Origin of the sequence: Marinobacter caseinilyticus, from assembly GCF_011074955.1 — a bacterium.
Lineage (GTDB): Bacteria > Pseudomonadota > Gammaproteobacteria > Pseudomonadales > Oleiphilaceae > Marinobacter > Marinobacter caseinilyticus.
Genome location: NZ_WUQJ01000031.1, coordinates 280,534 through 294,201 on the forward strand (window position 1 = coordinate 280,534; position 13,668 = coordinate 294,201).

At 59.4% G+C, this 13,668-nt stretch carries 9 protein-coding genes; 5 read left to right on the plus strand and 4 right to left on the minus strand.

The genetic code is table 11. The annotated features are described in order from the left end of the window. Positions 1-117: 117 nt before the first annotated feature. The 3 genes from GRX64_RS16500 to GRX64_RS16510 all read left to right on the plus strand — a co-directional run bounded on the left by GRX64_RS16500 (position 118) and on the right by GRX64_RS16510 (position 4,898). Positions 118-1,428 carry a DcaP family trimeric outer membrane transporter gene (locus tag GRX64_RS16500; protein ID WP_235937725.1) on the plus strand — a complete coding sequence of 437 codons (1,311 nt, stop codon included), beginning with the start codon at positions 118-120 and terminating at the stop codon, positions 1,426-1,428. Between the two features lie 210 nt (positions 1,429-1,638). Further along, the gene (locus GRX64_RS16505) at positions 1,639-2,799 is read left to right on the plus strand and encodes a TAXI family TRAP transporter solute-binding subunit (RefSeq protein WP_166268829.1); all 1,161 of its coding nucleotides are present in this window, start codon (positions 1,639-1,641) and stop codon (positions 2,797-2,799) included. A gap of 104 nt (positions 2,800-2,903) precedes the next feature. Further along, positions 2,904-4,898, plus strand: coding sequence for a TRAP transporter permease (locus GRX64_RS16510; RefSeq protein ID WP_166268830.1), 1,995 nt, complete (start codon positions 2,904-2,906; stop codon positions 4,896-4,898). 76 nt (positions 4,899-4,974) lie between these two features. On the opposite strand, the gene GRX64_RS16515 is transcribed toward GRX64_RS16510, so the two are convergent. The 3 genes from GRX64_RS16515 to GRX64_RS16525 all read right to left on the minus strand — a co-directional run bounded on the left by GRX64_RS16515 (position 4,975) and on the right by GRX64_RS16525 (position 9,440). Next, positions 4,975-6,666 (minus strand): putative bifunctional diguanylate cyclase/phosphodiesterase, encoded by a 1,692-nt coding sequence (locus tag GRX64_RS16515; RefSeq protein WP_166268831.1) that lies wholly within the window; start codon positions 6,664-6,666, stop codon positions 4,975-4,977. Positions 6,667-6,987: 321 nt separating this feature from the next. Further along, positions 6,988-8,154 carry an acyl-CoA dehydrogenase gene (locus tag GRX64_RS16520; protein ID WP_166268832.1) on the minus strand — a complete coding sequence of 389 codons (1,167 nt, stop codon included), beginning with the start codon at positions 8,152-8,154 and terminating at the stop codon, positions 6,988-6,990. A gap of 80 nt (positions 8,155-8,234) precedes the next feature. After that, positions 8,235-9,440 (minus strand): 3-oxoadipyl-CoA thiolase, encoded by a 1,206-nt coding sequence (locus tag GRX64_RS16525; RefSeq protein WP_166268833.1) that lies wholly within the window; start codon positions 9,438-9,440, stop codon positions 8,235-8,237. A gap of 192 nt (positions 9,441-9,632) precedes the next feature. On the opposite strand from GRX64_RS16525, the gene GRX64_RS16530 reads away from it, so the two are divergent. Next, positions 9,633-10,982, plus strand: a complete 1,350-nt coding sequence (locus GRX64_RS16530; RefSeq protein ID WP_166268834.1) for a hypothetical protein — start codon at positions 9,633-9,635, stop codon at positions 10,980-10,982. 14 nt (positions 10,983-10,996) lie between these two features. On the opposite strand, the gene GRX64_RS16535 is transcribed toward GRX64_RS16530, so the two are convergent. After that, positions 10,997-11,926: a 2-hydroxyacid dehydrogenase gene (locus GRX64_RS16535; RefSeq protein WP_166268835.1), complete on the minus strand. Its 930-nt coding sequence runs from the start codon at positions 11,924-11,926 to the stop codon at positions 10,997-10,999. Positions 11,927-12,317: 391 nt separating this feature from the next. Here GRX64_RS16535 and GRX64_RS16540 point away from each other — a divergent pair, with 391 nt between their 5' ends. Beyond that, a complete protein-coding gene (locus tag GRX64_RS16540; RefSeq protein WP_235937729.1) occupies positions 12,318-13,112 on the plus strand; it encodes an IclR family transcriptional regulator in 795 nt (264 codons plus the stop codon). Positions 13,113-13,668: the final 556 nt, after the last annotated feature.

Below are 13,668 nucleotides of genomic sequence, written 5' to 3' on the forward strand. Positions count from 1 at the left end.
ATTCTCTATATTCGAAAATACGGAAATCAGTATTGCATTGCGGAATCACAAATAATCCTAATACCGCACAGCGAAACTTGATTGACGAAAACCAACAATGATGACAAGAGGTTTGCAATGACAAGAACAGCATTGTCTTTCGTACCACGTCCACTGACGCGCGCCGTTGCACTGGCCAGTTTGCCCCTGCTCTCTTTGGGTGCCACTGCGGTGTCCGCTCAAGACGTGGATTTGCAGGAGTTGCGCCAGCAAGTACAACAACTGGAAGCCAAGTTGAACGAGATGGAAGCACGGGCACCCGCCCTGCAAGAGGACAACTCTTATCTGCTGAAGGACGGCAACGGGGTCAAGATTGGCGACACCACCATTTCCATCAGTGGCTTTATTAAGGCCGATGCCAAAGTGGGCTCCCATGGCAACGGTTCGAAAAATGCTTACGCCATTGGCATTCCTCGCAACCTGGCCACCTTTGCGGCCAACGACACCAGCGACTGGAAGACCGGCTTCTCGGCTCGTGAGACCCGTCTGGGCATCGGAACCAAAACCGTCGATGTGGCCGGCCACGACCTGACCACGTACATCGAGATGGATTTCAACACCGGCATTGATGAATCCGGCAACGAAGTGGTCTCCAACAGCTACAACCCAAGGTTGCGTCAGGCGTACGGGTCCTGGAATGGCTGGGATTTCGGCCAGACCTACACCACCTTCACCGATCTGGCGGCACTGCCGGAAATACTGGACCAGGGCAAGCAGGCGGCGTTCATCTATACCCGCCAGCCACTGATTCGTTACAACATGGCGGCGCCCGGTGGCAAGTTCATGGTGTCACTGGAAAACCCCGAAGACGGATTTGGTCCGGTGTCCTATGACGACCAGTCCTATCCGGACCTGGCGGCCCGCTACCAGCTGCGTAACGAGTTTGGTATCTACTCGCTGGCCGGTATTGTGCGCAGCCTGGAAGACGACACCGCCGACGAGACCACCGTCACCGGCGCGGTTTCCCTGAGTGCCCGCATCCCGACCATCGGCAAGGACGACCTGCGTCTGCAATACAGCTACGGTGCCCTGGGTCGCTACATGGGGTTGCTGAGCTATCCTGACTTTGACCGTACGGAACTGGCCGCCGGTAAGGTCGAGCCACTGAAAACCTTCGGTGCCACGGCCGCTTACCGTCACTTCTGGTCGCCACAGTGGCGCAGTACCCTGAGTGTGTCCTACACCGAAATCGCCGATGACATTGCGTCCGCGGCCAGCACGTTAAGCTACTTCGACAACTCTACCTCGGTGCACGCCAACCTGCTGTGGTCCCCGCACCGCAAGCTGACCCTGGGTCTGGAATACGCGTACTGGGACTTTGGTGTGATCGGCTCGTCCAGCAGCAACCAGTATGAACAGGTGATGGCGTCTGCCAAGCTGGGCTTCTGATAAGACGTTGATTGCAGGCAGTAAGAGTTTTCTTGTTTTCTCAGGTGTTACACCCTCTTTGTCCCCGGGGTTTCCCCGGGGCTTTTTTCACCTGAAGCAGGGACTGCATGCCTGACTATACTCAATAGGCGTCTGACGTTTTTAGGCTGAACAAGGCCGCCCCGGAATTGAATTCCGCGGTTGTCATACTCCCACAAAGGACAAACTACGATGCATAAAATCAACAAAAGTTTACTCATCGGTGTACTGAGTGCTGCACCCTTTTTTGCCCATAGTGCCGACAAAGTAGAACTGCCGAGCACGCTGGCCATGACGGCCTATGGCACTGGATCAGCGGGTTACACCCAGATGGTGTCCATTGGTAATTTGCTGCAGAACGAATACGGTACTTCGGTGCGCATACTGCCAGGGGAAAACGACGTATCCCGGATGACGCCGCTGCGCATGGGCCGAGTGCCGCTCTGTGCCTGTGGTATTGCCAGCTATTACGGCTCCGAAGGGGTATTGCTGTTCGCCGATCCCCAGTGGGGCCCGCAACCGCTGCGCCTGATCAGTACCTCAACCGCGACGTTCGGTCTCGGTGTTGCAGTCGCCGGTGATGTCGGCGTCAAAACCCCGGCCGATCTTAAAGGTAAGCGTGTGGCCTACATTCGGGGCGACGATGCCCTGAACATCGGGACGGAAGCGTTTCTGGCCTTTGGTGGCCTGACCTGGGACGACGTCGAACGGGTAGAGTTCCCGGGCTACGGGCGTTCCTTTGAAGGCATTGTGGCCAATCAGGTCGATGCCGCCTTCACCATGAGTGTGGCGCCACCTGCCCAGCAACTGGCGGCCAGCCCCAGAGGCATTGTATGGCCCGAACTTGATCCGGCCGATAAAGAGGGTTGGGCGCGGTTGCAGACGGTTGCACCGTATTTCCAGCCTCACAAAGCGACCTCCGCCGCGGGTGAAAACTACGGCAAAGACAACCCCTGGATTGGTGCCAGCTACCCGTACCCGATTCTGGTGGGCAATGAAACTCTGGACGACAAAACCGCCAGCAGCCTGATCCGGGTGCTGATTGAAGACATCGACAAGTACAAGGATGCGGCGCCTGGCAACGCGGGCTATGCCCTGGAAAACCAGAACCTGCAGTGGGTTATCCCGTATCACCAGGCCGTGGTGGACTACTACAAGGAAATCGGACACTGGACCGACGCCATGCAGCAGCATCAGGACCAGTTGCTTAAGCGTCAGGAAATCCTGAAAACCACCTGGGATTCGTTCATGGGTTCGAATCCGCCGGAAGATGCCGATGCCTTCCGCGCTGGGTGGATGGAAGCGCGTGCCAAGGCACTGGAAGCGGCGGGTATGAAGCCGGTCTTCCATTAACGCCTGACGGATATCGCCGGGCGCTCGGCCTGCCGTTTATCGGCAACCGGGGTCCGGCGGTATGATCTATTTTTCCGACGATTCAATCGGAGTGTCCAATCGCTATGAGCTCGCCCCAGCAACCGCCAGCCAGTCAAGGTGAAATATCCGGCATACGCCGTCTGCAAGGATTTTGGCTCTGGGTGCCCAGGGTGGCGACGCTTGCTCTCACCCTGACCTCCATCGATTACCTGTTCAATTTGGGCCTTTTCACCTTTGTGACCACGGTGGAAAGCCAATTTTTCTATACCGTGCTGGCATTGATGCTGCCACTGGTGTTCATTCTGTGGCCGCCCTTTAGCCGTGTTGCCTCCCGCTCATCGGTGCCGTGGTATGACATTCTGATGTTTGTCTTCGCCACCGCGGTGTGCGGTTACTTTGTCTTCAACGCCGAGCGTATTCTGGACCGGGGCTGGGAGTACGCCGCACCGGACCATGCCATTGTCATGAGCTTCCTGTTATGGGGGGTGATCATGGAGGCCGTGCGACGCGCCGGTGGCTGGCCAATCGCCGTCATTGTCGGGTTCGCCAGCATTTATCCGATTTTCGCCGATGTGATGCCGGGACCGATTCAGGGTTTCCCGTCGTCGCCCTCGCAAACCGCCATCTATCACGCCATGAGCCGTGAGAGTGTCATGGGCATTCCGCTGCAGGCGTTCGCCAATCTGGTCATCGGCTTCCTGCTGTTCGGGGTGGCGCTGCAGCAAACCGGTGGCGGCAAATTCTTCATCAATCTGGCCTTTGCCCTGCTCGGTCATGTCCGCGGCGGGCCGGCCAAGGTGGCGGTGTTTTCCAGCGGCCTGATGGGCTCCATGAGCGGCAGCGTTATCACCAATGTGCTGACCACCGGTGTACTGTCGATTCCCGCCATGCGACGCGTCGGCTTCGGGCGCTCCTACGCCGCCGGGGTCGAGGCCTGTGCCTCGACCGGGGGCGTATTGATGCCGCCGGTAATGGGCGCGACGGCCTTTATCATGGCCAGTTTCCTGAACATCTCTTACGGCACCATTGCGTTGGCGGCCGCGGTGCCCTCGTTCCTGTATTTCATGGGCCTGTTTATCCAGATCGATGCCTACGCCGCCCGGCACGAACTCAAGGGCTTGCCGACCGCGGAGCTGCCATCGCTGCGCCAGACCTTAAAAGAAGGCTGGTATTTCATCTTCGTGTTCGTGCTGCTGATCTGGCTGCTGTTCTTTTTGCGGCGCGAGGCCATTGCGCCTTTCTACGCCACGGCGCTGCTCCTGGTGATCAACCAGATTCTGCCTTACCAGCGCTGGGGCTGGCAGCAGGTGAAAGATTTCTTTTCCAGTTCCGGCAAGCTGTTCGCCGAACTGATTGCGATACTGGGCGGTGTGGGCCTGCTGGTCGGTGCGCTGTCGGTCACCGGGATGTCCGGGACCATCGCGAACGATCTGATTTTCCTGGCGGGCGGTAACACGCTGGTGCTGCTCTTTATGGGCGCGGCCACCAGTTTCATCCTTGGTATCGGTATGACGGTCACGGCCGCCTATATCTTCCTGGCGGTGGCGTTGGCGCCGGCCCTGATCAACGGCGGTGGCATGGACCCGCTGGCGGTGCACCTGTTCATTCTGTACTGGGGCATGCTGAGCTTCATTACGCCGCCGGTTGCGCTGGGCGCCTTTGCCGCTGCGTCTGTGGCCGGTGCCCGGCCGATGGAGACGGGTTTCCAGGCCATGCGGCTGGGCAGCGTGATCTACTTTATCCCGTTCCTGTTCGTGCTGAACCCGGCGCTGATTCTGCAGGGGTCCTGGGATGAAATCGTGGTAGTGCTGTCCCAGGCCGTTGTGGGCATTGCCCTGATTGCCGGCGCCATGCAGGGCTACCTGCTGGGTATCGGAAACCTGGCGCTGCACAAGTTGCTGCAATGGCCCCTGCGGCTGGTGCTGGTGCTTGGCGGTATGACCCTGGCCATTCCCGGCGGTGGGCCGGTGCCCCTGAGCAACACGGAACTGTCCATTGTCAGTGCGGTGCTGATCGTGCCCGCCCTGGTGCTGGCCTGGTGGTCTAACCGGCGCGCGTCCCGCCTGGCGGTGGGCTAGCGATAACTGCAGCAATACAACAGGGTCATCAGCGACTAACTTAACCACAGCCAGCAGCCTGGCTGTGAGGTATTTGCTAGACCTTTAGCTGTTGGCGTTGGGCGTAGTGGTGACACCAGGCTTGATAATTCTGGGCGGGCAGGGCCGGTGAGTAAAAGAAGCCCTGCGCCTGATCGCATTTCAGCGCCCGCAGGATGTTGCGCTGGCCTTCCGTCTCGACACCCTCGGCTGTAACGGCCATGTCGAGCGCGTGCCCCATGTCAATCATGCAGGCGACCAGGCGCTTGGCCCGATTGTCGTGTTCCAGGTTGATAATAAAGGCCCGGTCGATTTTCAGACCGGTGACGGGCAGGTGCTGAAGGTACTCGAACGAAGCAAACCCAGTGCCAAAATCGTCAATGCTGACCCCGATACCAAAGCTGCGTATCCGCTTTACGGCCTGGGTGGCGGCCTCTAGCCCTTGTGCCAGAACACTTTCTGTAATCTCGATTTCCAGGCGGTGAGGTGGTAATTCGGTTTCCTTAAGCAGCGTTGCGAGCAATGTCACCAGGTTTTCATCAAACAGGTTGTGTACTGAGAAATTGATACTGACCACTCCGGAATCGGCGGCGGAAGCCGCAAACGCACACGCGGTTCTGGACACAAACTCGGTAACCGGTGCGATCAGGGTTGTACTTTCAACTTTGGGCATAAACTGGCCAGGGGGTATCAGTTCACCTGATGCGCCGCGCCATCGGATCAAGCCCTCACAGCCTGAGACCCGGCCGTCGGATAAACGGATTTTAGGTTGGTAGTGAAGCTCGAACTCACCAAGATTCAGGCCTTCGCGAACCCGGGCTATCAGTTGAATATTCTCCAGCGTGCGGCGTTGGATGTTGGGCGAATAGAGAAAATGGCTGCGTTGTCGTTCTATTGCCGCGAACAGTGCCATGCGGGTTTCGGCAATCAGGGTGTCGGTGATAGAGTTTGCGTCGGTCGCGATGGTGCTGCCCAGCACCACTTGGGCCCTCATGGGAATCTCTTGAATAACCAGATTGTCTTCGCCAATGGTGATCAGCTTTTTAACAATCTGCTCCAGCTCTAGCACGCCAATAGAGGTCAATAGAAGCATCAGTTCTGAGTCGCCGATGCGATACACGCGTGCGGAGGCGGGCACCGTTTTGGTGATGCGGGCAGCGACGGCCGCCAGCAGTTCATCCGAAGCGTCGATTCCCAGAGCCACCAGAACGTCAGTGATGTCTGTAATGCGAACCAGTATCAAAGCCGTATCACCGTTGTGTCGGAATGGTTTTCGAGGAAGGTTTTTGAGGGCTTTTCTCAGCGCCAACAAATTCGGTAAATTGGAGCCGGGGTCAATGCGCATGACGGCTTCACGGCTTTTGGTTGATTGTTTCAAGGATTGGAAGAGATAGCCGGTAAAAATACCCAAGCCAAGATAGAGTCCCAACCGAATAAGCCAGTTGCCCGTGGACTGAGTCGTCGCGGTATCCACGTTCAGGGGCATGGCAGCCATCAGCAGGCCTGCGGCCAATGCGATCGAAACGGCCCCCGGAATTTGATACCAGGCCGCTGCCAGTAACACGGGAGTTAGCATCAGGTAGGGATAGGCGTAGGCGGTGCCCCCTGTCAGGTAGACAACCGTAGTTCCAAGTCCCAACAGGGTCACCAAGATCGTTACGCACACCCCATGTCGAAAACGGTCTTGCAGATAGTCGAGCGCCAACCTCTTTGCTTGATCATCCGCTTCGCAAACGTTTGCTGTCGTCACTTCAGAACCCCCTTGTCATCGAACCAACATCCCGATCAAATCTCTGGTGTCGTATAGTCAGCCAGAGATTTGTGTTGGCGAAAAAATCAGCAGTTTGAATAAGCCTATACGCAGTGTTAACGAATTCAAGTCACCTACTGTCACCGTTTGTACGGAATGGCGGGGTTGTTTTGCGGTGAAAGCGTTAAAGGTTCAGGTTACCTGATTCATTATTAACGCTATTGTGTGGACAGTGGGTTGCAGAAAACTCTGCGTTATTAGATACAAAAAAGGCAGGGCCTTAGCCCTGCCTTTTCGCGTCAGTGAGTGACGGGTTGGACGTTAGCTGAAGGCCGCAATACCGGTCTGGCCACGGCCCAGAATCAACGCGTGAACGTCGTGGGTGCCTTCGTAGGTATTGACGGCTTCCAGGTTCATCACGTGGCGGATGACGTGGTATTCGTCAGAGATGCCATTGCCGCCATGCATGTCGCGGGCGACCCGTGCGATGTCCAGGGATTTGCCGCAGTTGTTGCGCTTCATCAGCGAGATCGCATCCGGCGACGCCGTGCCGGCATCCAACATGCGGCCCAGCTGCAACGCGCCTTGCAGACCCAGGGTGATTTCGGTCTGCATGTCCACCAGCTTCTTCTGGATCAGCTGGTTGGCGGCCAGAGGCCTGCCGAACTGCTTGCGCTCCAGAGTGTAATTGCGGGCTGCGTGCCAGCAGAATTCAGCGGCACCCAGTGAGCCCCAGCTGATGCCGAAGCGGGCCTTGTTGAGGCAACTGAACGGGCCTTTCAGGCCTTCCACGTCGAGCTTGTTCTCGTCCGGGCAGAACACCTCGTCCATAAAGATGGAGCCGGTCTCGGAGGCCCGCAGGGAGAACTTGCCCTCAATCTTGGGGGCGTCCAGGCCCTTGGCGCCGCGCTCCAGCACAAAGCCGGTTACCTTGCCGTCAAACTTGCCCCAGATCACGAACACATCGGCGATCGGGGAGTTGGTGATCCAGGTCTTGGAACCGCTGACCAGGTAGCCGCCGTCCACTTTCTTGGCGCGGGTTTCCATGCCAGCCGGGTCGGAACCGTGGTTGGGCTCGGTCAGACCGAAGCAGCCCACCAGTTCACCCGAGGCGAGCTTGGGCAGAACCCGCTGCTTGAGCGCTTCCTGGCCAAACGAATGGATCGGGTGCATCACCAGCGACGACTGCACGCTCAACGCAGAGCGGTAGGCCGAGTCGACCCGCTCCACTTCCCGCGCAATCAGGCCGTAGCAAACATGGTTCAGACCGGGGCCGCCGTATTCTTCCGGCAAGGTCGCTCCCAGCATGCCCAGTTCACCCATGTCGGTGAAAATGCTGCGGTCGAATTTTTCATTACGGTTGGCATCGATAATGCCAGGCATTAACCGTTGATCGCAGAACGAGCGGATGCTGTCCCGGACCTGACGTTCGGTTTCATCAAGCTGCTGGTCAAGTAACAGCAGGTCGTCCCAGGGTGCGGAAGCCATTGGTTCTCTCCTAACATTCTTTAAATTAGTGGCGAGCTGTGTCGCCCGTGTTTGTACGACCGGTCAAGCCCGGTGGTTGTTCAGTCCGTGACCCGCTCAATTACCGCGGCAATACCCTGGCCGACGCCAATGCACATGCTGATCAGTGCATAACGGCCGTTGCTCTGTTCCAGCTGACGGGTGGCGGTCAGCGCAATGCGGGCACCGGAAGCACCCAGCGGGTGGCCGACCGCAATCGCGCCGCCGTTCGGGTTCAGCCGCGAGTCGTCGCCGGCAAGGCCCAGGCGGGTGGTGCAGCCGAGCACCTGCGCTGCAAAGGCCTCGTTGATCTCAATCACGTCCATATCCTTCAGGGTCAGGCCGGCCCGGGCCAGAGCTTTTTCGCTGGCCGGTACCGGGCCGAACCCCATGACTTTCGGGTCCACTCCCGCAATGGCGGCAGCCACAATCCGTGCCCGAGGTGCCACCCCGGCTTTTTCGCCCGCCTCGCGGGAACCGACGATCAGCGCCGCAGCCCCGTCGTTAATGCCAGAGGCATTGCCCGCGGTCACCACGCCGTCGGCAAACAGCGGACGCAGACCCGACAGTGCCTCCAGGTCGGACTGCGGGCGCGGGTGTTCGTCTTTATCGACCATCAGCGCGGGCTTCTTACGGCCTTGGGGCACTTCGACCGCCTGGATCTCTTCATTATAGAAGCCTGCCTTCAGCGCTGCACCGTAACGGGCCTGGCTTTGGGCGGCGAAGCGGTCGACCGCCTCACGGCTCAGGCCCAGTTCGCGGGCAATGTTGTCGGCGGTCTCCGGCATGGTGTCGGCACCGAATGCCTGCTCGATGCGGGGATTGGGGAAGCGCGCACCGATAGTGCTGTCGAAGGCACGAAAGTCGCGGCTGAAGGGCGTTTCGCTTTTGGCCATCACAAACGGTGCCCGGCTCATGCTTTCGGCACCACCGGCGACAAACAAGTCGCCTTCACCACAACGAATGGCGCGGGCGGCGTCAATAATAGCCGCAAGGCCGGAGCCGCACAGGCGATTGACGGTCAGGCCGCCGGTTTCAACCGGCAACCCGGCCAGCAGGCCAGCATGGCGCGCCAGGTTGCGGGCGTCTTCACCGGCCTGGTTGGTGCAGCCGGCAATCACATCCTCGTAGGCGCTGGTGGCAAAGGCATTGCGCGCCACCAGGGTTTTGATCACCCCGGCGAGCAAGTCGTCGGGGCGGACTTTTGCCAGTGCACCGGCATGACGACCAAAGGGGGTTCTCAGACCATCGTAGATATACGCGCTCATGGCATCTCCTGTCATTTCAGGGCCGCCAACCGTACCAGTGAAGCTGGTAGGGTTTAAAACAGGCTTGCCTCGTCAGAAATGTTAATATAGTTTCGTTAAGCGAAATTAAGTTTTGTATTTGACTAAGCCAAAGATTAATCCGAGCGTATCTCAAATGCAAGCCATCCTCCCGTAACGGACTATTGTTGTGGTATGACTCCATATCTCCTGCCAGTGGCGGTACTGGTCGAGTTGCTTGGGCTATTGTCGGGCGCCACCAGCCTCAGTGTCGCGGCCGGGGTACTTTTCCTCGTGTACTTCATGCTCATCCTGCCCGAGCTGGAAGGCTATGCCCGCTATTTAGCCTTCATTACCCTGCTGACCCTTGCCGCTCTATTCAGTGTAGACCGGTTGCCCCCGGAGCAAATGACTAACGCCGCCGCGGCGGCCGCTTTTTACGGGGCCTTTTTGGGCAGCCTGGGCATGATGCAATGCCTGGTGCGCCGGTTTGAAGTGCTGCGGCGAATCCACGACGTACTGCTGGGAGGCGCCTCGTTCTGGCTGTATCCGAAATACGCTCTGACCAGCTGCGCGGTGGCGTCGGTGCTCAATTTCGGTGTGATGAACCTGCTCTGCGGCGCGCTGTCCGACACCCTGCGGGAGCGCGGCATTACCGGCACGGCGCGGCTTAGGTGGCTGCGCAGTGTGCTCAGCAGCACCCTTCGGGGTTTTGCCCTGGTGCCGCTGATCGCGCCCACCAGCGTGGCGGTGGCCATTATCACCCGTGAGGTACCAAGCCTGAGCTGGGCGCAATTGCTGCCCTACGGCGCGACGGCCGCGCTGTTGTTTATTGGCTTGGGCTGGCGGCTGGAGCATCGCCGGTTCCAGCAGATCAGCACCGAGCGAGCCCGGCTTGAGCGCTGGCCCGACGGGTCCATCACCCTGATCCTGGTGGTGGCCGCGGTGTTCGGGGTCATGGCTGGTCTGGTGCTCACCACCCGCCTGAACGTATCCCGGGCCGCCATGGTGACGGTGCCGGTGATAACCGTCCTTTATATGCTGTGCCACGACCGTGTGCTGCTGCCGGTGTTGCGCGAAGTGGTAGACAACACCGTGTCGCTCAAAAACGAGATGTGCATATTTGCCGCCTCGGCGGCGCTTGGCGTGACACTGGCCGCCCAGGTGCCTCCCGAGCTGCTGGCGAACCTGGTGGCGGAACGGGTGGGCCTGTTCGGGCTGGCGGTGGTGGCGATGCTGATCCTGCCGCTGTTCGCGGCCGTCGGCATCGCCCCGATCACGGTGCTGAGCTTTTTGGCCGGCCTGCTGTCGCAACTGACCGCCACCGGCACGCCCCCGTTGTTGATCGCGGTGGCGCTGGTGATCGGGTTCTCGCTGGCCATGATGCTGTCACCGTTCGGGCCATCGGTGATGCTGTTGGCCCGGTTTGGCAAATTGTCCCGGTGGGTGGTGGCGTTTGGCTGGAATGGGCTGTTCGCGCTGGCGTCCTTGCCGCTGATGCTGGCACTGCTGGGGTTGTGGTATCTCACCGGCGTAGTGCTTTAGTCCCGCCGTGTGGATCAATACCCCCGGTCAATATCTATGATGCCGCTGATGGGTTTGCCCTCGGCGAGCGCGCGGATTTTGCCGGTGATCTGTTCGAGGGTGTCGTCCCGCAGGGTGCGAGCGGAGATGTGCGGGGTGATGGTGATTTCGGCCCGTTGCCAGAACGGATGGTCTTCGGGCAGGGGTTCCTGGCTGAACACATCCAGTACCGCCCGGGCCACCTGGCCGCTGTCCAGGGCCGCCAGCAGGTCCTGTTCCACCAGGTGCTGGCCGCGCCCGACGTTGATCACCACCGCGCCGGGGTGGAGCTGATCCAGAGTGGCTTTATTGATGATACCCCGGGTGGCCTCGGTGAGGGGCAGGGTGTTGATCAGCACCCGGGTGTTCGCCAGGAAATCGGCCAGACCGTCGTCGCCATGGTGGCTGGTGACGCCCTCAATCGTGTGCTCGCTGCGCGCCCAGCCGTGAACCCTGTAATCCAGGCTGGTCAGCGAGCGGGCCACGCGCTTGCCAATGTGGCCGAGCCCCATGACGCCAACCGGCCAGTCGCCCCGCGTGATGGGCCGGTGAATTTTCCAGCGGCCTTCCGCATTCTGCGCCCGATAAACGTCCATGGTGCGGGTGATATCAATGAGCTGATGCAACACGTACTCGGCCATCTGCACTGACATGCCGGCGTCTTCCAGCCGCACCACCGGAATATGCCGGGGCAGGTTGGGCACTTTGAGCAGACCGTCGATGCCCGCACCAAGATTGAACACCGCCTTCAGGTTGTGCTCTTTTTCGAACAGCGCCGCCGGGGGTTGCCAGACAATCGCGTAGTCGGCGTCGCAGGCTGGGGCGTCGGCATCCCAGACATGCACTTCAGCCTCTGGTAAGAGAGCTTGAATGGGCTGGGTCCAGCGTTCGGGCTTGGGATCGCCGGCGACGAACAGTACCTTCATGGGATGCGTCCTGTTGAATGTGAACGAATTAGCACTTATGTTTCGCAAAGCAAAATAAAATACCGAAAAAACTTACCAGACTGCGGTCAAAATGTCATTCTTCTGGAATTAGGGTGAAACAAAAAGAAAGACTGTTTCAGATTTGGCACGTATTTTGTTTAATCTCTGTGGTACTTGTCACGACCACCGATTAAAATACGGGCACTTTACACTTACCACGGTTTAAACCGAGCGATCACACGACGCCCGGCCCCGGAACTAATTTACAGCGTGCAGGACTCATCTGCAGGCAGGTAAGAAAGCATCCGCAGCGGGTCACTGAGGCAAGAGGGACGTTTTGGAAGACAACAAGGCAACTATGACTGATATTCAGAATGACAACCTAGGCCTGATGGCCGCGCCCGGCGGGTCGGAGCCCGTTAAGCCGGAAAAAGACCGGAAGTTTGTCGAGGCACTTTCACGGGGGCTGGATGTGTTACGTGCCTTCAGTCAGGGCTCGGTCATTCTGGGTAACCAGGACATTGCGCGCCTGACCAACCTGCCAAAGCCGACCGTGTCGCGCATGACCTACACGCTGACCAAGCTGGGTTATCTGAGCTACAACCCGGTGCTGGAAAAGTACCAGCTCAGCTCCGGTGTATTGGCGCTGGGTTATGCCTACGTGTCCAACCTGAAAGTGCGCCAGCTCGCCAAACCCTACATGGACGAGTTTGCCCGTCGCACCAACATGTCCGTCGGTCTCACCTGCCGTGACCGGCTCCACATGATCTACGTCGAAAACCGGTTGCCCCCGGAAGCGTCGCTGTTGCGGATGGAAATCGGCCTTAAGTTGCCGATGTCCACCACCTCCGCCGGCCGGGCCTACTATTGCGCCGTCAGCGATCAGGCCCGCAAGGTGCTGGCCGACTCCATGGCCGAGAAGTATGGCCCCGAAGCCTGGCCTGCTATTAAGGAAGGGCTGGACCGCGCCATGGAAGACTTCAAGGAGTACGGTTTTTGCCTGTCCGAAGGCGAGTGGGATCGCAACATCAACTCCGCCGGCGTCCCTGTCCGCCTGCAGGACGGCACCATCATGGCGCTGACCTGCGCGGCCCCGTCGTACCTGATCTCCGGCGAAAAGCTGCGCGAGTCGATCGCCCACCAGCTCGCCATGCTCGGCAGCGACATCGAGTCGCTGGGGGTCTGATCAACCCCCACCCGGCAGCACTCAAAAAGGCAGTCCATGAACGGACTGCCTTTTTTTTGGTCCATCACACACGGCCCGGCAACCCGGTCCTGCCCATCACGAACCCCAATCATTACGGCCGACCCTCCTCCTTTGTAGCCGACGCTTCAGCGTCGGGAGCCCGGCAGTACCCTGATCATCGATCCGGCAGGCCAAGGTCCTGATCATTACCCCGGCAGGCCAGGGCCTGCTCCGAAGCTGAAGCATCGGCTACAGTCGCAGGTCGCAGGTCGCAGGTTGGAGGTTCCAGGCCACAGTCCGCCGTTGGCTGTCCCCAGTCACCAGTCGCCCACGCTACCGGGCAGCACTGCCATGCCTTGCAGGAATCTCCCAGCCGACGCGGTCGCCTGGCTCTTGTAGCCGACGCTTCAGCTTCGGGGGGCCCGGCAGGGCCCTGATCATCACCCTGGCAGGCCAGGGCCTGCTCCGAAGCTGAAGCATCGGCTACAGTTGCAGGTCGCAGGTCGCAGGTCGCAGGTCGCAGGTTGGAGGTTCCAGGCCACAGTCCGCCGTTGGC

Coding starts and splice junctions, on each gene's coding strand:
- GRX64_RS16500 (WP_235937725.1), top strand. CDS start 118: ATGACAAGAACAGCATTGTCTTTCGTACCACGTCCACTGACGCGCGCC.
- GRX64_RS16505 (WP_166268829.1), top strand. CDS start 1,639: ATGCATAAAATCAACAAAAGTTTACTCATCGGTGTACTGAGTGCTGCA.
- GRX64_RS16510 (WP_166268830.1), top strand. CDS start 2,904: ATGAGCTCGCCCCAGCAACCGCCAGCCAGTCAAGGTGAAATATCCGGC.
- GRX64_RS16520 (WP_166268832.1), bottom strand. CDS start 8,154: ATGGCTTCCGCACCCTGGGACGACCTGCTGTTACTTGACCAGCAGCTT.
- GRX64_RS16525 (WP_166268833.1), bottom strand. CDS start 9,440: ATGAGCGCGTATATCTACGATGGTCTGAGAACCCCCTTTGGTCGTCAT.
- GRX64_RS16530 (WP_166268834.1), top strand. CDS start 9,633: ATGACTCCATATCTCCTGCCAGTGGCGGTACTGGTCGAGTTGCTTGGG.
- GRX64_RS16535 (WP_166268835.1), bottom strand. CDS start 11,926: ATGAAGGTACTGTTCGTCGCCGGCGATCCCAAGCCCGAACGCTGGACC.
- GRX64_RS16540 (WP_235937729.1), top strand. CDS start 12,318: ATGGCCGCGCCCGGCGGGTCGGAGCCCGTTAAGCCGGAAAAAGACCGG.